This is a genomic window from Asticcacaulis sp. AC460, from assembly GCF_000495795.1.
Taxonomy (GTDB): Bacteria; Pseudomonadota; Alphaproteobacteria; order Caulobacterales; family Caulobacteraceae; genus Asticcacaulis.
In genome coordinates, this window is record NZ_AWGD01000003.1 from 182,579 (window position 1) to 202,113 (window position 19,535).

16 protein-coding genes are annotated in these 19,535 nt (G+C 61.2%); 10 read left to right on the forward strand and 6 right to left on the reverse strand.

Annotation, left to right across the window (positions count from 1 at the left end; genetic code table 11):
• Position 1: 1 nt before the first annotated feature.
• The 5 genes from ABAC460_RS27430 to ABAC460_RS27450 form a co-directional block, all read right to left on the reverse strand.
• Positions 2-856, reverse strand: coding sequence for a 2-keto-4-pentenoate hydratase (locus ABAC460_RS27430; protein ID WP_023451784.1), 855 nt, complete (start codon positions 854-856; stop codon positions 2-4).
• Between the two features lie 146 nt (positions 857-1,002).
• Complete coding sequence (kduD, locus tag ABAC460_RS27435; protein ID WP_023451785.1) at positions 1,003-1,761, reverse strand: 2-dehydro-3-deoxy-D-gluconate 5-dehydrogenase KduD; 759 nt, start codon at positions 1,759-1,761, stop codon at positions 1,003-1,005.
• A 31-nt stretch (positions 1,762-1,792) separates the two neighbouring features.
• Complete coding sequence (gene kduI, locus ABAC460_RS27440; protein WP_200863652.1) at positions 1,793-2,641, reverse strand: 5-dehydro-4-deoxy-D-glucuronate isomerase; 849 nt, start codon at positions 2,639-2,641, stop codon at positions 1,793-1,795.
• 94 nt (positions 2,642-2,735) lie between these two features.
• Positions 2,736-4,148, reverse strand: coding sequence for a glucuronate isomerase (gene uxaC / locus ABAC460_RS27445; protein WP_023451787.1), 1,413 nt, complete (start codon positions 4,146-4,148; stop codon positions 2,736-2,738).
• A 184-nt stretch (positions 4,149-4,332) separates the two neighbouring features.
• A complete protein-coding gene (locus ABAC460_RS27450; protein ID WP_023451788.1) occupies positions 4,333-5,397 on the reverse strand; it encodes a LacI family DNA-binding transcriptional regulator in 1,065 nt (354 codons plus the stop codon).
• 246 nt (positions 5,398-5,643) lie between these two features.
• On the opposite strand from ABAC460_RS27450, the gene ABAC460_RS27455 reads away from it, so the two are divergent.
• Complete coding sequence (locus ABAC460_RS27455; protein WP_023451789.1) at positions 5,644-7,170, forward strand: UxaA family hydrolase; 1,527 nt, start codon at positions 5,644-5,646, stop codon at positions 7,168-7,170.
• Positions 7,167-8,618: a mannitol dehydrogenase family protein gene (locus ABAC460_RS27460; RefSeq protein WP_023451790.1), complete on the forward strand. Its 1,452-nt coding sequence runs from the start codon at positions 7,167-7,169 to the stop codon at positions 8,616-8,618. The genes ABAC460_RS27455 and ABAC460_RS27460 overlap by 4 nt, the downstream gene beginning before the upstream one ends.
• A 59-nt stretch (positions 8,619-8,677) precedes the next feature.
• On the opposite strand, the gene ABAC460_RS27465 is transcribed toward ABAC460_RS27460, so the two are convergent.
• Positions 8,678-10,264 (reverse strand): carboxylesterase/lipase family protein, encoded by a 1,587-nt coding sequence (locus ABAC460_RS27465; protein WP_023451791.1) that lies wholly within the window; start codon positions 10,262-10,264, stop codon positions 8,678-8,680.
• A 95-nt stretch (positions 10,265-10,359) separates the two neighbouring features.
• Here ABAC460_RS27465 and moaA point away from each other — a divergent pair, with 95 nt between their 5' ends.
• The 8 genes from moaA to ABAC460_RS27500 all read left to right on the forward strand — a co-directional run bounded on the left by moaA (position 10,360) and on the right by ABAC460_RS27500 (position 19,408).
• Positions 10,360-11,379, forward strand: a complete 1,020-nt coding sequence (gene moaA, locus ABAC460_RS27470; RefSeq protein ID WP_023451792.1) for a GTP 3',8-cyclase MoaA — start codon at positions 10,360-10,362, stop codon at positions 11,377-11,379.
• A 1-nt stretch (position 11,380) separates the two neighbouring features.
• Positions 11,381-11,950 (forward strand): molybdenum cofactor biosynthesis protein B, encoded by a 570-nt coding sequence (gene moaB, locus ABAC460_RS27475; RefSeq protein ID WP_023451793.1) that lies wholly within the window; start codon positions 11,381-11,383, stop codon positions 11,948-11,950.
• 1 nt (position 11,951) lies between these two features.
• Positions 11,952-13,196, forward strand: coding sequence for a molybdopterin molybdotransferase MoeA (locus ABAC460_RS27480; RefSeq protein WP_023451794.1), 1,245 nt, complete (start codon positions 11,952-11,954; stop codon positions 13,194-13,196).
• A complete protein-coding gene (locus ABAC460_RS27485) occupies positions 13,196-14,896 on the forward strand; it encodes a bifunctional protein-serine/threonine kinase/phosphatase (RefSeq protein WP_023451795.1) in 1,701 nt (566 codons plus the stop codon). The genes ABAC460_RS27480 and ABAC460_RS27485 overlap by 1 nt, the downstream gene beginning before the upstream one ends.
• A gap of 187 nt (positions 14,897-15,083) precedes the next feature.
• A complete protein-coding gene (locus ABAC460_RS27490; RefSeq protein WP_235075744.1) occupies positions 15,084-15,548 on the forward strand; it encodes a MarR family winged helix-turn-helix transcriptional regulator in 465 nt (154 codons plus the stop codon).
• 14 nt (positions 15,549-15,562) lie between these two features.
• Positions 15,563-16,519: a CPBP family intramembrane glutamic endopeptidase gene (locus ABAC460_RS27495; protein WP_031236319.1), complete on the forward strand. Its 957-nt coding sequence runs from the start codon at positions 15,563-15,565 to the stop codon at positions 16,517-16,519.
• Positions 16,520-16,810: 291 nt separating this feature from the next.
• Positions 16,811-18,481 carry a cytochrome-c peroxidase gene (locus tag ABAC460_RS48795; RefSeq protein ID WP_081716412.1) on the forward strand — a complete coding sequence of 557 codons (1,671 nt, stop codon included), beginning with the start codon at positions 16,811-16,813 and terminating at the stop codon, positions 18,479-18,481.
• A gap of 27 nt (positions 18,482-18,508) precedes the next feature.
• Entirely contained in the window at positions 18,509-19,408 is a 900-nt protein-coding gene (locus ABAC460_RS27500; protein ID WP_023451798.1) for a hypothetical protein, read from the forward strand.
• The last annotated feature ends 127 nt before the right edge of the window (positions 19,409-19,535 follow it).

Genomic DNA, 19,535 nt, shown 5'->3' on the forward strand with positions numbered 1-19,535 from the left:
ATCAGCCCAGCTCGGCGACGTCGGCGGTGACAGCGACGGTGCGCAGTTTCAACACGGCGGTGTCGTGGTAGCCGCTAAAGGTGACGACCGAGCTCTGGTTGGCGCCGATGTCGTGGATGCCGGTGGTGGCGCCCGACGAGATGAGCTGGCCGCGCTTCAGCGGCAGGCCACGGGCCGCGAGATGTCCGGCCAGCCAGGCAATGGCTTTCAGCGGACCGCCAGGCATGGTGAACAAGCCGCCCTCGCCGACCACGGCGCCATCGATTTCGGTGCGGGCCGAGAAGGCTTTGAGGTGTTCGGCGTCGAGCTGGGCGACGGTCGAGTCGGAGTCGAACTCGCCCAGGCGCGGCCCCAGGATCAGGCCGAAATTGTTGCCAAAATCGGAGACGGTGACGACGGGGCCCAGTGTGTTGATGGTCGGCAGCGGTGAGCCAGCCATTTCGATGCCGGCGAAGACGGCGTCGATCAGGCGCAGGGCGTCGTCTTCGCTGTACTCGGTCTTTTGCGGGTCGGCGTCGTGGTCGATGCGGAAGATGTATTCGGCCTCGACGGCGGCGAAACCGCCTTCATAGACGGCGACGGTGACCTCTTCGCCCTGATAGTCCTTGAAGGCGGGGGCGAAGATCGGGCCGGCCAGGCGTTCGGTGCCGTGCAGCGGCTGGAATTCGGGCTTCAGGCGGCCGATCTTCCAGCCGACAATGGGGCGATCCCACAGTTTAATCGCACGGTCCTGGATGGCGTAGGACTGTTCCATGCGCTGGGGCACATCGCCGGGATAGTCGGGCAAAGCCGTGCCGGCGCGGCGGGCCGTGACAAATTGCTCAGCAATTTTCTGGGCGATCTCATCGAAGTTCATGGTCGGTCTCCTTTGCGGTGCCGACTACAGGAAACCGGTGTCATAATCAACGGGTCCGACGGAAGAATTGGCTACGCACAGCACGGCGAATAAAAAAACGGCGCCCGTGAAGGGCGCCGTTTTAAAGGTAAAAGAATTTGGTCGGCTTAGCGGGCCAGCCAGCCGCCATCGACCGGGATGACCGCGCCGTTGACATAGTCCGAAGCCGAAGTCGCCAGGAAGATCGCCGTGCCGGCCAGGTCCGAAGGCAGGCCCCAGCGCCCGGCCGGGATGCGGTCCAGGATGGCCTTTTCGCGGACTTCGTCGGCCCGGATCTGGGCCGTGTTGTCCGTCGCCATATAGCCCGGCGCGATGGCGTTGATGTTGATGCCCTTGGCGCCCCATTCGTTGGCCAGCAGACGGGTGATGCCGGCAATGCCCGACTTCGACGCCGTGTAGCTGGGGACGCGGATGCCGCCTTGGAAGCTTAGCATCGAGGCGATGTTGATGATCTTGCCGCTGCCCTGGGCGATCATGTGGCGGCCGGCCGCCTGGGCCATGAAGAAGGCGCCCTTGATGTTGACGTTCATCACGTCGTCCCAGTCCTTTTCCGAGAAATCGACGGCGTCCTGGCGGCGGATCAGGCCGGCATTGTTGACCAGGATGTCCAGCCCGCCCAGACCGGCAACCGTCTCGGCGGCGATGCGCTCGACCGGTTCGATGGTGATCAGATTGGCGTCGATATTGAGGAACTTGCGGCCTAAACTGCGGACCTTGTCGCCGGTTTCCTCGGCCGGCACGATGCCGGCTGCGGCGATGTCGGCGCCGGCTTCGGCGAGCGCCAGGGCAATGCCTTGGCCCAGACCGGTATTGGCGCCGGTAACCAGGGCAACCTTGCCCGTCAGATCGAACATGCTGTTCGCCATGTGAAGTTTCTTTCCCGCTTGTTGTTCTTGCTTAGGCCAGTTGGCAGATATCGAGGACCTTCATGTCGGTATAGTCGAGGTTTTCCCCGCCCATGGCCCAGATGAAGGCGTAGTTGGACGTGCCGGCGCCCATGTGGATCGACCACGGCGGCGACACAACGGCTTCGTTGTTGGCGATGACGATGTGGCGCGCGGCGTCGGGTTCACCCATGAAGTGGAAGACGCGGTCGTTGGCGCCGAGGCCGAAGTAGAAATAGACTTCCGACCGGCGGTCGTGCAGGTGCGGCGGCATGGTGTTCCACACCGAACCCGGCGCCAGGATGGTCAGGCCCAGCAGCAACTGGCACGACTTGGCGGTGGTGGGGACGATGTATTGATAGATGACGCGCTGGTTCGAAGTTTCCAGCGAACCGCGCTCCAGCGGTACCGCCTGGTCGATCGAGATCTTGACCGTCTCATAGCGGGCATGGGCCGGCGTCGAGGTCAGGTAGAACAGGGCCGGGTTGGCGGCGTCGGTCGAGGCGAACAGGACTTCGGCCGTACCCATCGGGATGTAGAGGCCGTCCTTCAGGCCCAGGTCGTAGACCGTGCCGTCGACCGTGACGGTGCCGGCGCCACCGCCGACATTGATCACGCCCAGCTCGCGGCGCTCCAGGAAGGGGTGACCGGCGGCCGAAGCCGGTTCGGTCTGGTCGGGCAGTTTCAGGGTTTGATTGACCGGAGCCGCGCCGCCGACGACGAAGCGTTCGAAGTGGGTGTAGTTGAGGACGACATTATCGGCCTCGAACAGTCCGCCCATATGGTACTTTTCGCGCAGGTCCTGGGTGCCGGCGCCGTCCATCATGTCGGGATGGGTGGCGTGGTAGATCTTTCGGTACAGTGAATTCTGGCACATAGGCTTTGCAGGCTCCGGTTTTCTTTATGATCACTTACGATCAAAAACGTTCAAAGGCAATCCGCTCCGGTCGCTTGTACTACAATTTGTACGCGGCTTTGGGCAGGGTATAGGTCAGGTCCTTGATGACCGCAGCGGCATCGTCGAGATCGAGGCGATGTTCGGCGACCAGGCGGGCCAGGAAGTTGGCGTCGACGCGACGGGCGACGTCGTGGCGCGCCGGGATCGACAGGAAGGCGCGGGTGTCGTCATTGAAGCCGACTGTATTGTAGAAGCCGGCCGTTTCGGTGACCTGCTCGCGGAAGCGGGTCATGCCTTCGGGGCTGTCGTGGAACCACCAGGAGGGACCCAGCTTCAGGATGGGGTAATGGCCGGCCAGGGGCGCCAGCTCGCGGCTGTAATTGGTTTCGTCCAGGGTGAAGACGATGACCGTCAGGTTCTTCTCGTTGCCGAAGACGTCGAGCAGCGGCTTCAGCGCATGGACGTAGTTGGTCGGCAGCGGGATGTCGCAGCCCTTGTCGCGGCCGTACTTTTCGAAGACCTTGAGATTGTGGTTGCGGAACGACCCGGGGTGGATCTGCATGGTCAGGCCGTCGTCCAGGCTCATGCGGGCCATTTCGGTCAGCATCTGGGCGCGGAACAGTTCGGCATCCTCCGGCGTTACGTGCTTGCCGGTGACGCGCTTGAACAGGGCCTTGGTCTCGGCGGTCGACAGGTTTGCCGTCTGGGCCGTCGGATGGCCGTGGTCGGTCGAGGTGGCGCCATGTTCCATGAAGACATCGCGTTGTTTGCGGTGGGCGCGCAGGTAACCCTTCCAGCTATAAACGTCTTCTCCGGTCAGGTCGGCAAACTGCGCCAGCTTGGCGTGGAAGTCCTCGTGCTCCGGGTCGATGACCGGATCGGGGCGGTAGGCGGTGACGACACGGCCTTTCCACCCGGAGTCCTTGATGGTCCGGTGGTGTTCGAGGGTATCGGTCGGGCCTTCGGTGGTGGCCAGAAGCTCGATGTTGAAACGGTCGAACAGGGCGCGCGGACGGTAGGCGTCCGTGGCCAGAAGCTCGCCGATACGGTCGAAATAGAAGTCGGCATTGTCTTCGCTGAGCTGGACGTCGAAGCCCATGATCTCGCCGAAGACATAGCCCATCCACATCGAGGTGGGGGTGCCGCGGAACAGGTGCTGGTTCTTGGCGAAGATGCGCCAGGCGGCGCGCGGATCGGCGCCCGACGGGCCAGCCTTGGAGCCGACGCCGACATCGTCCAGGTCGATGCCCTGCGAATACAGCATGCGGTAGATGTAGTGGTCGGGGCTGAGGAACAGGGCGGTGGCGTTTTCGAACGGTTCGTTCAGCGCGAACCAGGACGGGTCGGTATGGCCGTGGGGCGACAGGATCGGAAAGTCCTTGACCAGGGCATACAGTTCGCGGGCGTAGCCGCGTTGCACGGGGTCTGACGAGAACAGACGATCGCCGTGCAGGGAGAGTGGCTTTGTCATATCAATAGCACCAATGGATTCAACGATTTCAGGCGCCTTGTGTTATGTCTGCCTGTGCTCCCGTGGCAAGATAGGTAACCGGTGTCATTCCTTTTTGCAATGGAATTTTTCGACTCAGTCTCAAAAAGTGGGACGACCGTTCCGAAGTGAACGGTTTCAGGTCTAATGGGTTTATTTGAAAGATTTATTTCGGCGCCGGGCCGGACGAGCCGCGGATGATCAGCGCCGAGTCGAAAACGAAGCTGGCGCCGGGCCGGGTGTCGGCCGAGGTCAGCTTTTCCGACGCCATCTTCGCCATGTCGCGGGTCGGCAGGCGCACCGTCGTCAGGGTCGGATTGATGCGCGTGGCGATGGGGGCGTCGTCGAACCCGAGGATGGTCAGGTCGTCGGGAATGCGCAGGCCCAGCTCGTAGGCCGCCTTATAGGCGCCGGCGGCCATGTCGTCGTTACAGCCGATGATCGCCGTCGGACGGTCGGGCCGGTTCAGCATCTTCTGGGCGGCCTCATAGCCGGAATCGAAGCTGTAGTTGCCGGGTTCGACGGTGGAGAAGGTCAGGCCGTGATTGGCCAGGCCTTTTTCGAAGCCGGCGCGACGTTCGTGGGCCGACGGATAGAGATCGTTGCCGGCGATGAAGCCGATGCGGCGGTGGCCCAGTCCGACGATGTGTTCACCGGCCTGTTCGCAGCCGACGCGGTCGCGGGATACGACCTGCAAACCGGCGATCGGCGGCTGGACGTCGTTGTTGCGGGCGGTGACGCGGATAAAGGGCACATCCAGTTCGTCGAGCAGGTCCAGCAGGCCTTGATCTTCGGCGACCGGCGGCAGGATGATCACGCCCGACAGGCGCTGCAGTTCGACGAAGTCGCGAATCTCGTCGAGGAAACCTTCGGCCTTCCAGTCGCATGGGTGCACGACCAGTTCGTTACCAGAACCGCGCAGCCCGTCCAGCGCGCCCATCTGCATGTTGACGATATATTGGGCGTTGGGGTTGTCGTAGATCAACCCGATCAGGAATGAGCGCCGGAAGGCCAGGCCGCGCGCCTGGGGGTCCGGGCGGAAGCCGACGCGGGCAATGATATCGTTGACCAGGTCGCGGGTTTCGCCGCGCACCGATGGCGATTTGTTGATGACGCGCGAGACGGTTTTTTTCGACACCTGGGCCAGGCTGGCGACATCGTTGATCGTCGCCTTCTTACGGCGTTTCAGGAAATCTTCTACGGGGTCGGCGCTTATACGGTCATCAGTCATCAGGTCGCCGGGGTCTTGTCCTGAGCTTAGCGGCGTGCGGGGCTGCGAGGGACGGGTCATGCGAATCGCTCTGTGCTATCGATATTCGCAGAATTCGCAAAGAGGTGCGTACGCGCCCTTGCGCCGTTTATTTTCCCCGGCATATTGCCTGTACCCCCGGCTTTATCTAATGACACCGGTTACCATATAAGAAATGCCCGCGGTTTGCACGCGTTTTTGCAAAGTGTAGTTTTTGGGGAGTGAATTATGGCCGACGATCAGTCGGGTTGCGCCGGTTTGGGCGCCCGTGATGCTGCGCGTCCCGGTATCCTGCGTGTCCACGAAAACGACCATGTTGCGGTGGCTTTGGGCGACCTCGTCGCCGGCGAAACCGTCACGACCGGCGGAGTGTCGGTCACCCTGACCACGGATGTGCCTAAGGGCCACAAGATCGCCCTGTACGACATTCCGGCCTGCCAGGCGGTGCTGAAGTTCGGCTTCGTAATCGGGCGGGCGACCCAGGCGATCGCCGCCGGTGAGCACATTCATAGTCATAACCTGGCCACGGCTTTGTCGGGGGTGGAAGACTACAGTTATGAGCCGGTTCCTGTGGCGCAACCGTTGGTGCCGTCCGGGCAGTTCCTGGGATATCGCCGCAGCGATGGCAAGGTCGGTATCCGCAACGAAATCTGGATCCTGTGCACGGTCGGCTGTGTGGCGCGGACTTCGGAGCGGCTGGCGCGGGTGGCGTCGGAGCGGTTCAAGGGCCGTATCGATGGCGTCCATGCCCTGACCCATCCGCTGGGCTGTTCGCAGTTGGGGGACGACCTCGATCATACGCGCAAGCTGATCGCGGCCCTGGCCATGCATCCCAATGCTGGCGGCGTGCTGATCGTCGGTCTGGGCTGCGAGAACAACCAGTTGTCGGCGCTGTTGAAAGAGGTCGAGCGTCCGGAGGATCGGCTGAAATACTTCGCCGCCCAGATGGTCGAGGACGAGACCGAGACCGGTTTGGAGGCTTTGGAGGCGTTGGTGGCCGTCGTGGAAAAAGACGTGCGCGAACCGTGTGAGTTGTCGGACCTGGCCATCGGGGTCAAGTGCGGCGGGTCCGACGGTTTCTCCGGGCTGACCGCCAATCCGCTGGTCGGCAAGGTGGCGGACCGTGTCGCCTTTGCCGGCGGCCAGGCGATCATGACCGAGATTCCCGAAATCTTCGGCGCCGAGCGCATTCTGATGGGCCGCGCCAAGAACGAAGCCGTGTTCGACGGCGTGGTGTCGGTGGTCAACGACTTCAAGCAGTATTTCCTCGACCACAATCAGCCGGTGTTCGAAAACCCGTCGCCGGGCAACAAGGCCGGAGGGATTACGACCCTGGAAGAAAAGTCGCTGGGGGCTGTGCAGAAGGGCGGGACCTCGCCGTTGAACGAGGTTTTACGCTATGGCGAACGCGCCCACGAAAAGGGGCTTAGCCTGCTGGAAGCGCCCGGCAATGACGCGGTGTCGTCGACGGCTCTGACGGCGGCCGGCGCAGTGATCGTGCTGTTCACCACGGGGCGCGGCACGCCGCTGGGATTCCCGGCGCCGACCCTGAAGATCGCGTCAAACTCGGCATTGGCGCAGAAGAAGCCGCACTGGATCGATTTCGATGCCGGCCAGGTGCTCAATGACGGATTGGACGTCACGACGGATTCGCTGATGGATTTGATCTTGCGTACCGCCTCGGGCCAGCCTAGCTGCAACGAGAAGAACGACGAGCGCGAAATCGCCATCTGGAAGAACGGAGTCACCCTGTGAAGTTATCTCTTGCCACCCTTTCGGACGCGAAGGCCGACAAGCCAGCCTATGATCCCGCGACCCTGGCCATTGGCGTCGTCCATTTCGGTCCCGGCGCGTTTCACCGGGCGCATCAGGCGGCCTATCTCGATGCTTTGGCGGCGACGGACCCGCGCTGGGGTATCTGCGGCGTGTCGCTGCATTCGACCGGCGTGCGCGATGCTTTGAACCCGCAGGATGGGTTGTATACCCTGGCGACCCTGGACGAGCAGATCGGCTATCGGGTGATCGGGTCGATCCGCGAAGTGCTGGTCGGGCCGGAAAACCCCGAAGCCGTGTTCGAACGCCTGCTGGGCTGCGGCATTGTCACCTCGACCGTGACGGAGAAGGGCTATTGCCTGCATGCCGATGGCGCGCTCGATTTCGGTCATGCGGATATCGTCCATGACCTGGCCCATCCGCACGCGCCGAAGTCGTTTATCGGCTATGTCGTCGAAGGGTTGCGCCGCCGCCGTGAGGCCGGATTGGCGCCGTTCGTGCTGATCCCGTGCGATAACCTGCCCAACAATGGCCGCCGGTTGAAAGGCGCCGTGGTGGCGTTCGCGGCGCGGTTTGACACTGGTTTTGCCGACTGGATCGAGGCCGGCCTGGCCTGTCCGTGTACGATGGTGGATTCGATTACGCCGGCGACCGACGATGCCTTGCGCACGCGTGTGGCGGACGCCATCATCTTGGCAGATGCCTGGCCGATCCAGCGCGAAGCCTTTACCCAGTGGGTGATCGAGGACCATGTCCACGATGGCGGCCCGGACTGGGCGTCGGTGGGCGTGACCCTGACCGACAATGTCCCGGCCTATGAACGCGCCAAGCTGCGGTTATTGAACGGCCCGCATTCGACCCTGGCCTATGCCGGTCTGCACAAGGGCTATGAGACGGTATCGGAGGCGATGGCTGATCCGGAGCTCTCGGGTCTGGTGCGCGACCTGATGCTGAAGGACGTGGTGCCGCTGCTGGAGACGCCGAAAGGCATGGACCTGCCGGGCTATTGCGAGGCCATCCTGAAGCGCTTCCGTAATCCGGCCATCCGGCACCTGTTGTCGCAGATCGCCTGGGACGGTTCGCAGAAACTGCCGATCCGGATTCTGAGTTCGTTGCAGGAGGCTCTGGCGCGCGGGAACGACATTTCGCGGCTGGCGGTGCCTCTGGCGGCGTGGATGCGATTTGTGCGTACGAAGGCCGTTACAGGTGAGGCGATCACAGACCCGCTGGCGGGTGAGTTGATCGCGCTGGGCAAGGGTTTGGCCGATAGCCGCGCCGATGTGGCGGCGTTCCTGGCCGTGCGGGCGGTGTTCCCGGAAAGCCTGGCGGGGAATGCTGTGTTTGTGACGGCTGTCGAGGCGGCTTACGAGCGGCTTCTGTCCGCCGAAAGCGTTGCAGCGTACCCCCCTCTGTCCCCGTTCTTGACGTGAAGAGGTAATATTTGGGTCACCTGGCGTCGCCGCTGGCGTAATTGGCGCTTTGGGTCAGGTCAGGTTCCCTGCTGAATGAAGGGCACCTTGGAAAACAGTTCGCGTTCCTCGCTGCGTGGGTCCAGCGCCAGTTGCGGCGCCAGGTCCATCAGCATGGTTTCGCGCCCCGCCATCGTGTACGGCCGCCATTGCGGCAGGGCCAGGGTTTGCGGCGAACCCGTCTTGGCAAACGCGATGAAGGCGTCGCTGAACAGGTCGGCCATGCGGCGAGCGTCGTCGCTGTCAGTGGTGATGCTGTCGGACACCGACGTGGTGCGGAAAACCAGTGGAATGTCGATCGTATGCGGCGCGCCATGCTTGCCGCCGTCCTTCGGCGACTTCCAGTCGGCCTGGTAGGCGTAGGTGACGGCCCCGGCTTTGGCCCGGGCTTCCAGTTCCTCGACGGCGCCGCGCCACGACCGTCCGGCCGTGGTGGCGGCAAAGAAGACGTCGGACGCAGACATGTCTGGATAGAGCCGGCGATAGGTTTCGATGACGAGGTAAGGGTCGATATCGACGCGGTATTGCGGCGGCAGCTTCGCCGGCAGTTCATCCCAGCTCAGTTCGAAATTGTGCGGATCACCGCCGAGGAAGGCGCGCGTTTCGTCGTGGGCATTGCCGATCATCATCGGAATGTCGTGCGACTGGGAAGGCGCATCGGGCCAGAACGGGTGGCGGAACAGCACGGTCTCATCCAGCGCCGGGCCCATATAGACGCCGCCGGAGCCGATGACCGGGTCTTTGGCCTTCAAGGCGGCGACGAGGTCTTCTTTCGGCAGGGTCTGCACCCTGGCCAGGCCGTCAGCATCGGGTTTCAAGTTCAGCATGTCCAGGAAGGCGGTGGCGCGCAGGGTGGCGTTGCCCGGGCCTGAGGCCGTGACCTGTTGGCCGCTCATGGTGGCGGCGCGATGGAACAGGCCCTTGGCCGAGGGCGTGGCCATCATGGTGGCGATCTTGGCGCCGCCGCCGGACTGGCCGAACACCATGACCTGGTTGGGATCGCCCCCGAACTTGCGGATATTGTCGCGCACCCATTCCAGTGCCAGGTGCAGGTCCAGCTGGCCGCAATTGCCGGAATATTTCAGGGTTTCGCCGAGGCCGAGCTGACGTTCCAGGCGAGCCAGATACAGGTAGCCAAAGGCATTGAGACGGTGATTGACGGTGACCACCACGACATCGCCACGCAGCGCCAGATTGGTGCCGTCATAGAGCGGGCTGCCGCCCGAGCCGTTGGCATAGGCGCCGCCGTGGATGTAAAACATCACCGGCCGGGCCTTTTTGGTATTGGCTTCCGGCGTCCAGATGTTGAGGAACAGGCAGTCTTCGCTTTGGCCGTAAGGGTCCGGCGTGCTGCCCTGGGGCGAGGCGGGACCATAAGCCACGGCTGCAAATGGCTTGGTCCAGGGTTGCGGTTTCACCGGTGGCTGGAAGCGTTTGGCGACGCCGTAGCGCAGGCCAAGATAGACGCTGACCCCGTCCTTCACCTGGCCGGTGACCGGTCCGGCGGTGGTTTCAACGCGCGAGACGGTGGATTTTGCTGACACCGGTGTCACGGCCGCGGCCGCAGCGAGGGCGGTCAGGCCGGTAAGGGCGTGGCGGCGGTTCATGGAAAGCGTCCCTGCTGGCAGATGGTTTTGGATTAAACTAAAGCCAAATCAGGGTTTTGTCTTGAGATAATCGCGTCACACGACTAGGTTTGGGTATGACTTCGCCAGCGCCCCTTATCGACGGTTTTGGCCGCCGCCTCAGCTATGTCCGGCTGTCGGTGACGGACCGCTGCGACCTGCGCTGCACCTACTGCATGAGCGAGACCCAGACCTTCCTGCCGCGCAAGGACCTGCTGAGCTGGGAAGAAATGGAGCGGCTGAGCCGGTTTTTGATTGCTAGCGGGGTCGACAAGCTGCGCATCACCGGCGGGGAACCCCTTGTTCGCAAAGGGGTTTTGGATTTTATCGCGCGGCTGGGCGAAGAGGTGCATGCGGGCCGGCTGAAGGAACTGACGCTTACGACGAATGGTACGCTGTTGGAGGGTGCGGCGCCGGCTTTGGCGGCGGCGGGGATCAAGCGCATCAATGTGTCGTGCGATAGTTTGAGGCCGGAAGTGTTCCGGCGGATTACCCGCGGCGGCGACCTCGGCAAGGTTTTGACAGGTATAGAAGCTGCGCAAAATCAAGGGATTAAGGTCAAGCTGAATGTTGTGGCCCTGGCCCAGGACAACCGCGAAGACCTGCCCGATATCATCCGGTTTGCCCATGAACGCGGCATGGATGTGTCGCTGATCGAGACCATGCCGCTGGGCGATATTGAGGGCCGTGAGGCGCAATTTGTGTCCCTGGGCGAGGTTCTGGACACACTTCGCAGTTACTGGAAGTGTGAGCCGACAATGGAGACCACGGCCGGGCCGTCGCGCTATTATCGCATAGAAGAGACCGGCGGGCGGCTGGGGCTGATCACGCCGCTGTCGCACAACTTTTGCGACACCTGCAATCGCGTTCGCATCACCTGCACGGGTCAGCTGTATATGTGCCTGGGCCAGGATGATCATGTCGACCTGCGTGCACCCTTGCGCGACGATCCGAGCGATGCCGGGTTGGCGGAAGCGTTGCAGCGGGCGCTGGCGCACAAGCCGCGCGCCCACGATTTTTACATCAACTCCCATGCCTTGCCGCCGATCGAACGGAGCCACCGTCCGGCGCGCACCATGTCCGTGACCGGGGGATAGAATGGCCGATATCGCTGAAGATGACCTGAAATGGCTGGGCGGAGGGCGCATCAATGGCGACCGGCCGTTCAAACAGGTCAGTATCGCCGTGCTGACCGTGTCCGACACCCGCGATGAGGAAAGCGACACTTCGGGCGACATCCTGGCCAAACGCATCGAAGCCGCCGGCCACCATGTCGCGGCGCGTGAGATCGTCCGCGACGATGTCGAGAAGATCCGCACGGTGGTAAAAAACTGGACCAATTCCGGCGAGGTCGACGCCATCATCTCGACCGGCGGCACGGGCATCACTGGCCGCGACGTCACGCCGGAAGCCATCGAACCGCTGATGTCCAAGAAGATCGATGGGTTTTCGACCATCTTCCATATGCTCAGCTATCAGACGGTCGGCCTGTCGACCCTGCAGTCGCGGGCGACCGCCGGCATTGTGGATGGCGTCTTCGTCTTCTGCCTGCCGGGCTCGAATGGCGCGGTCAAGGACGGTTGGGACAAGGTCATCCGCTGGCAGCTCGATTCCCGCCATGGTCCGTGCAACATGGTCGAGCTGATGTCACGCCTGAACGAGCGATGACATGGTTGAGGATGACGTGCCGCTGAAACCCAACCTTGTCACCGTCGCCCACGCCCAGTACCGGGTGCGCGCCGGTGCCCTGGCCGTCGAGAGCGAGACGGTGGCGCTCAACAAGGCGCTGGGGCGGGTGCTGGCTCAGGATGTGACCGCGACGCGCGATCAGCCGCCGTTCAATGCCTCGGCCATGGACGGCTATGCGGTGCGCAGCCAGGACCTGACGCGGCGGGTCAATCCGGCGACCTTGAAGCTGATCGGGGAAAGCCAGGCGGGCAAGGACTTTGGCGGGGTGGTTCATCGCAATGAGGCGGTGCGCATCTTTACCGGCGCTACGGTGCCGAGGGGCTGCGATGCGGTGGTCATCCAGGAAAACACCACAACCGGCGAAGGCACGGTGACCATTCAGCCGGACGGGCTGAAACTGACCAAGACCCATATCCGCCCGGCCGGCCAGGATTTCAAATCCGGCGAGGTCCTGCTGAAGGCCGGGGAACGGCTGGATCCGTGGCGGCTGTCTCTGGTGGCCGCGGCCGGGCTGGATAAGGTGACCGTGGCGCGGCGGCCGGTGGTGGCGGTGCTGTCAACCGGCGACGAACTGGTGCCGCCGGGTGGCGTGCCGGACGGCGACCAGATCTTCGAATCCGGTTCCCATGCGATCATGGCGCTGATCAAGCAGTGGGGCGGCAAGGCCGTGTCGCTAGGCGTCGCGGGCGACAAGAAGAAGTCGCTGTATCATGCGCTCAAGAAGGCCGATGCCGATTTGATCGTGACCATCGGCGGGGCGAGCGTCGGCGACCACGACCTGGTCAAGCCGGCCCTGGCCAAGCTGGGCCTCGACCTGGCCTTCGACGGCGTCAAGGTGCGCCCGGGCAAGCCGACGGCGTTCGGCGTGGTAAAGGACGGCCGCCGGGTGTTGAGCCTGCCCGGCAATCCAGCCTCGGCCTTTGTCATGGCGCAACTGATGCTGAAAGCCTGGCTGGAGACCAGCCTGGGCATGCTTGCGCGCAAGGATTACGCCCATGCGGCCACGACGGTCGCTATCGCCGCCAATGGCCCGCGCGAAGCCTTCCTGCGCGGGGCGTGCAGCCTGTCGCCGGACGGCCGCATGCAGGTGACGTCCTTCTCCGACCAGGACTCCTCGCTGATCACCGTCTTTGCCCGCACCGACGCCCTGATCCACCTGCCGGCCGGTGCCGAGGCGAAAGCGCCGGGTGACCTGGTCGATATTCTTCCGTTGGATCGTTTGTGATGGCCGCGCCGCGTCTCAGAGTCGCCTCCGGGTTCGCCAGCGATATCGGCCATCGCGACGAAAACCAGGACTTCGCCGCCGCCTGTCTGGAGGATCTGCCGCGCCACCACGGCCTGGTCGCCGCCGTCGCCGACGGGGTTGGTGGCGCCAAGGGCGGCCGTGTCGCCGCCGAACTGGCCGTGCGGTCGTTTATCGACGACTATCTCAGCCAGAGCGACGCCCTGCCGCCGCGCAAGACCGCCGCGCGGGCGCTGGAAAGCATCAATCACTGGCTGCATGTCCAGGGCACCAAGGACGCGAAGCTGAAAGGCATGTCGGCGGTATTTACCGGCGTGGTGGTCAAGGGCCACCGCATGCACAGCTTCCATGTCGGGGACACGCGGCTGTATCGCCTGCGCGACGGCCAACTCAGCCTGCTGACCAAGGATCACAAACCCGAAGGCGCCGAGGACAGCCATTACATCACCCGCGCCATCGGCATGGAGGAGTCGGTCCGCATCGACTACCGCGTCCACGATGTCGCCATCCATGACCGGTTGCTGCTGAGCAGCGACGGCGTCCACGGGCCGTTGAAGATGGCCTACATGACGGACGTGCTGAACGCCCGGGCGGCGCCGGATGAGACGGCGCGCAAGCTGGTGGCCGACGCCCTGGCCGCCGGCGGGACGGACAATGCCACCGCCCTGGTCATCGATATCGTCGATTTACCGCCGACCACGCTGGAAGATCTCGACGCCGTCTTCGCCAGTCTGCCCATCCATGATCCGCCCAAGGTCGGCGACGTGGTCGACGACTTCAAGCTGGAAGCCATCCTGTCGGACAGCGACTATTCGCGGGTGTTCCGTGCGCGCGATACCAAGGAGCATCGGGCGGTCCTGCTGAAGTTTCCGCGCCAGGACACGATCGGCAGCGAGGCCACGGCGCGCGCCGCCTTTGCGCGTGAGGCCTGGGTGGCGACGCGGGTCCACCACGTCTTTATCGGCGCCGTGTTGACCCTGCCGCCGAAGCGCCAGACCCGCCTGTACATCGCCCAGCCGTTCTATGAGGGCGAGACCCTGGAGAAGCGCCTGCTGCGCGCGCCGGTGCCGCTGGCGGACGGACTGGACATTGCCCTTAAACTGGCCAAGGCGATCGCCGCCTTGCACCGGGCGGGGATCATCCATCGCGACATCAAACCGGAAAACATCATCGTGACGCCGGACGGCGGGTTGAAGGTGATCGATCTGGGCGTGGCGCGGCTGCCGCATCTCGATACGGCGCGGGAAGTCGATCACGTGCCCGGCACGGCCAGCTACCGCGCACCGGAAATGTTCGACGGCAACCGTGGCGATGAACAGACGGATATCTTCGCCCTGGGGGTGACGTTGTACCGGATGTTCAGCGGCGGCAACTATCCCTATGGCGAGATCGAACCCTTTGTCCGGCCGCGCCTGGGCAAGGCGGAACCGTTGACGGCGAAGCGCCAGGATGTACCCGCCTGGCTGGAAAACCTGATCCGGACGGCGATGGCGCCTGACCCGGACGAACGGTTCCAGGATGGCTTCGAGCTGGCCTATCAATTGGAGAATGGCGCCTTGAGCACGGCACAGGCGCCGGCGCGGCGCGAAACCTGGGCGCGGCGCAATCCGGAGAAGCTGTGGCAGGCGATCTCGCTGCTGCTGTTCCTGGCGCTGCTCGTGGTGGGGCTTGGGCGGTTGTAGGTAAAAGCAACGTCGACCCTTTCGGCACATGCCTTCCGTGCATCCTTAAATCGTCATGTTCATGACTCTAACCCCTTTGACGCGCGATAATTGACAACCGTGCCCCAAAATAATCCTGCAGAGTATGGCCATTGACAATATATAACAGCGCTTATATATCTTGGCTATGATATCAGAATCTGCAACCTTGGGCGCGCTCGTCCGACACCTGATCGAGTGCCTCGATGGTGAGGTAGAAAAGTCCTATGAGGCGCAAGGTCTTGCGTGGCGACCGCGCTACACGCCCGTTTTGCGTGCCCTGATGGAACTGGGTCCGGCATCGATAAAAACCGTCGCACTCAAAATCGGTATCAGCCATTCCGCAGTCAGCCAGACCGTGTCGCAGATGACTCGCGAAGGTCTTGTCGAGTTGCGGAAAGGTGACGATGGGCGCGAGCGAATCCTGGTTCTCACGGCGAAGACGCAGGTGATGGTTCCTGAGCTTCAACGCCACTGGCTCGCCGTCAATGCCGCCGCAGACCAGTTGGACGCGGAGCTGTCGGCGCCGCTTTCGAGCATCGTAAGGGAAGCCTTGGCCGCGCTGGACGCACGACGGTTTGGCGAGCGCATCAGCGCCGCTGCCGCGTCTCTGCCGTCGCGGGATCGGGAATAGATCACCATAATGAAATGGAAGACGTCATGCGCTTAAATTCTACATTGGCCGGAATTACACACGTGCTGACCGGTGGACAGGGCATCCGCCCGATGGAACTCGGGGATAAGCGGTTCCTGCACCCCGGACCCCTGCGTTGGTTGAGGGCTATCGGCTGGGCTGTGGCGCTTTTCTTCCTGATCGCCCTGACCTCCCTGCCAACGGCCGAAGTCTTCGGGCATATGTGGCCCAAGAGCTCGGGGGTGGCGCAGTTCATTGCCAACCTGATCGGGGTACTGGCAGGGCTTGGCGCCTACGCCGCGGCAGTGTGGTTCGCCGAAGGGCGCGTGCCGTCTGAATTGGGCGCAAAGTCGCTTCTCCCGGAACTGGGGACAGGTCTGCTTACAGGTGCCGCAATGTTCGCCCTGGTCATGGCTTTTATGGCCATATTCGGGCTTTACGACATCAAGGCGTCCGGGCCGGCGCCGGTTTGGATCGCGCTCGGCAAGGCAGTACAGTCCGGCGTTATCGAAGAGCTTTTGATACGTGCTGTCCTGCTGCGCCTGGTCTGGCGGGCGTTCGGCCCCTGGATTGCCTTTGCGGTGTCCGCTGCACTTTTCGGATTGGGGCATATCGTCAATCCGAACGCCACGGCTTTTGCGGCAATCTGCATCGCACTCGAGGCCGGTATCATGCTTGGGGCCTTCTACGCCCTGACGGGCCGCGTATGGGCTTCGATCGGCGTGCATGCAGCGTGGAATTTCACTCAGGGCTACGTGTTTGGAGCTTCCGTGTCCGGAGGTGAGTTTGGACCCGCTATGGCCAGCAGCACGGCACGGCCGGGTGTCGCTGACTGGTTGACGGGCGGGGCCTTTGGACCCGAGGCATCTCTGCCGGCCCTGGTTGTCTGCACAAGTGTCGGAATCCTGGTCATGTACACGGCCTGGCGCGTGGGGCATCTGGCAGGTAAAAAGAAGGCCTTGGTGAATTAGGAATTACGCCATGTCGCTGAAAAATTTGGTTGGAAAACTTGATCCGGACGGCGATGGCTCCGGACCCGGACAAATTGCCCCTTATCGCAGCGCTCCATGAGTTGAACTTCATGTTGTCGCTGCTACGACGGCGGGCAAAAGGCGTTGCAGGGCATCGTAAGGGAGAAGGAATGGGCAGAGAAGTCACAGAGTAAGGAATAAATCAAAGCAGCGAAAAAAGCTCTACCACAGGTGGCGATAACCATGTTACAAAGTCCCACTTTGGATTGAGTCGTATCATGCGGGGATGCCATGAAACTTCCAACGAATTTGCGGAATATTGCTCTAGTCGCAGCAACGGTTTTGGTAGGCACGTGTATCTTCGGCGGCGTCGCATATAGCCAAAAGCAACAAAAGGCTAATGCGACAGACGTTGCTCTAACGCAGATCCTCACAAAGTTGGGAGTGACCGGTACTCTCCAAACTGACTATGTTAAAGCGAGGGGAAAGCCAATTGACCCACAGTTGGCCGAATTGGGTCAATTCCTCTTCTTCGACACAATTCTGTCCTTGGCAAATGACAATTCTTGCTCAGGATGCCACGCGCCGCAGGCCGCATTTTCCGATACTCAGTCAATTGCTATCGGCGTTGGTAGCAATTGCGTCGTCGGACCAAGCCGTGAAGGATTGCATAACCAGAGGAGAAGTCCAAGTGCTGCAAATGCTGCCGTGTACCCATCATTGATGTGGAACGGGCGTTTCAGTGCTGTCTCAGGTAACCCGTTTGACAATAGCCAAGGATATTTATTCCCTGCACCTGAAGGCGACCAAAAATTTGCTCCTTACGATAGCAATGTGAAGTCGCTGATGGCTGCACAAGGCCATATGCCCTCAACTGAACTTGTCGAAATGGCGGGAACTGGCGGTACTGAAGGCTTAATTTTCGCGATGTCGAAATTTGGCGGCGAGTTTGGGCTTGTCCAGAATGGCACAATACGGCGTGCTGAGAACACTGACAATGCGGAGCAGAAAGCCAACAATCTAAACGTTATTCAGTTTCATAAAAACCTGCTATCGGCCCCTTTGCCAAATAAATGCGGTCTAATCGCGGAACAAGTCCCTGAAGCTCGCCCTCCACTAACCAGTCCCAACGAGCCAATCCGGCTTGCCGTGCTGAAGCGTCTCCAGAATGATGCGAACTATGTTCGCTTGTTTCAGAGGTCATTTCCATCTGTCGCAGCAGGTGAGCCGATAAACTTCTCCATGGTTGGCACCGCTCTAGCCGAGTTCCAGCTTAAGATAGTAATGGCTGACGCTCCAATCGACCGTTACGCTCGCGGTGATTTATCCGCCCTGACGCCCGATGAGAAAGCCGGTGCTCTAATATTCTTCGGCAAAGGAAATTGCATTTCGTGTCATGCTGTTAGTGGAAACGCTAAAGAATTGTATAGCGATTTTGCCATGCACAATATCGGCGTTCCGCCTCTGTACCCAAAGTTATCTCAACCTCAGGACCCTGGCGAAGGGAATGTGGAATTTAAAGGGCCCAATAAGGATGAAGACCTAGGTTTCGCAGAATTTATCGGGGAGCAAGACGTCAGCAATTACTACATGTTCAGAACGAGTCCGCTAAGAAACGTCGGGCTTCAGCCAACATTTATGCACAACGGCGCATATACCCGTCTATCAGATGCAATCGACCACCATTTCGATCCCGTAAATGCTCTGATGAAATATGATCCTGGAATCGCTGGGGTTAGATCTGATCTGTTTCGAGTCGCTAAAAACAGATCAGCGATTGCCGCTACAATCGATCCGCTTTTGCGCTCCCCTCCAGTCTTAACAAAAGCCGAAAATCGGCAACTCTTAGCATTTGTCAGTAATGGCTTGACCGATCCGAGGGCGCGTCCGCAGGAAGCCTGCAAGCTGGTGCCAACTGTTCTACCCAGTGGCCGTAAACTACATACATTTGAAGGTTGCTAGCCAAGTAATGGCAATAATCTAAATGACATGAGACTAAACCCGAAATTCCTCAAATCCATTGTGTTTATTGGCCATGGTGAGGGCGAAGCATTTCAACCATGCGGAACGGGATTCATCTTCGGCTACTGCGAAGGCGCATATTTAGTAACGGCCGACCATATTGCTCATGAACTGGGTTCCGATCCCTTTTTTATCCGCATCAACAGGATCAAGGGAGGATCAGACACAATCCATGTCGATCCGGAAGGCTGGGGCGTGACTTGGTTTGTTCATCCCATAGAACAGGCAGATGTTGCGGTTCTCCCGTTTCACTATAGGCTGGACGATCATGTATTTAGCCTAGCCCAACTGAATACGGGGTTGATAGTTACCGATGATGTTATCTCGACGTGGGCCATCAGCGCAGGGGAAATGTGCCAGGTAGCTGGCCTGTTTCGGTTGGTTCCCGGTTCAAGCGCCAACACGGTAGTGATTCATTCCGGCAATATCGCCGCTATGCCCGCTCCTGAAAGAATACCCTTCAAAAATTGGCGTACCCACCAACGGGAAGAAATTTTTCTCGATGCATACCTCGTTGAAATTTCGAATCTACGCGGCTTGAGCGGCGCGCCTGTATTCGTCCGACCGTCGGTGCGACTTGGCGGCCATGAGGCGAATGGCGGTGAACTCTTCGCATACAGTTCCAACGTCTTCTTTTTCGGCGTGTGGTCCGCTTCTTGGGAGAAACTGGATGTGGCGGATAAGGCCTTCCAAAATGGGTTGGCTCGACTGCCCGTTGGAATGGGAATCGTGACGCCGGCCGCCAAGGTTCTTGAGATATTGGAATCGCCGCCTGTTATCCAGGAACGCACAAAAGCGCTTTCCGAAGTAGACGAGATACTCAAAATTTGCGCGAACAGGGAGAATTTCTTTCAAAGTCGCGTCTAATTCGATTGAGCTGTACTGTCTGTGGCACTCTACAAATTGTTTGCCGACTTCTCTAGTTGTGCGAGGTTTCGAGACCAAAAGCTTTTTCGTCTTCGGCTATCGTTCAGTGACGTCCCCGGGATGATGT

What these genes read in the sequence shown, in the direction of transcription:
- ABAC460_RS27495 (WP_031236319.1), top strand. Translation starts at nt 15,563, where the DNA reads ATGGAAGACGTCATGCGCTTAAATTCTACATTGGCCGGAATTACACAC.
- ABAC460_RS27455 (WP_023451789.1), top strand. Translation starts at nt 5,644, where the DNA reads ATGGCCGACGATCAGTCGGGTTGCGCCGGTTTGGGCGCCCGTGATGCT.
- ABAC460_RS27500 (WP_023451798.1), top strand. Translation starts at nt 18,509, where the DNA reads ATGAGACTAAACCCGAAATTCCTCAAATCCATTGTGTTTATTGGCCAT.
- ABAC460_RS27480 (WP_023451794.1), top strand. Translation starts at nt 11,952, where the DNA reads ATGGTTGAGGATGACGTGCCGCTGAAACCCAACCTTGTCACCGTCGCC.
- ABAC460_RS27485 (WP_023451795.1), top strand. Translation starts at nt 13,196, where the DNA reads ATGGCCGCGCCGCGTCTCAGAGTCGCCTCCGGGTTCGCCAGCGATATC.
- uxaC (WP_023451787.1), bottom strand. Translation starts at nt 4,148, where the DNA reads ATGACAAAGCCACTCTCCCTGCACGGCGATCGTCTGTTCTCGTCAGAC.
- moaB (WP_023451793.1), top strand. Translation starts at nt 11,381, where the DNA reads ATGGCCGATATCGCTGAAGATGACCTGAAATGGCTGGGCGGAGGGCGC.
- ABAC460_RS27430 (WP_023451784.1), bottom strand. Translation starts at nt 856, where the DNA reads ATGAACTTCGATGAGATCGCCCAGAAAATTGCTGAGCAATTTGTCACG.
- ABAC460_RS27465 (WP_023451791.1), bottom strand. Translation starts at nt 10,264, where the DNA reads ATGAACCGCCGCCACGCCCTTACCGGCCTGACCGCCCTCGCTGCGGCC.
- moaA (WP_023451792.1), top strand. Translation starts at nt 10,360, where the DNA reads ATGACTTCGCCAGCGCCCCTTATCGACGGTTTTGGCCGCCGCCTCAGC.
- kduD (WP_023451785.1), bottom strand. Translation starts at nt 1,761, where the DNA reads ATGGCGAACAGCATGTTCGATCTGACGGGCAAGGTTGCCCTGGTTACC.
- ABAC460_RS48795 (WP_081716412.1), top strand. Translation starts at nt 16,811, where the DNA reads ATGAAACTTCCAACGAATTTGCGGAATATTGCTCTAGTCGCAGCAACG.
- ABAC460_RS27450 (WP_023451788.1), bottom strand. Translation starts at nt 5,397, where the DNA reads ATGACTGATGACCGTATAAGCGCCGACCCCGTAGAAGATTTCCTGAAA.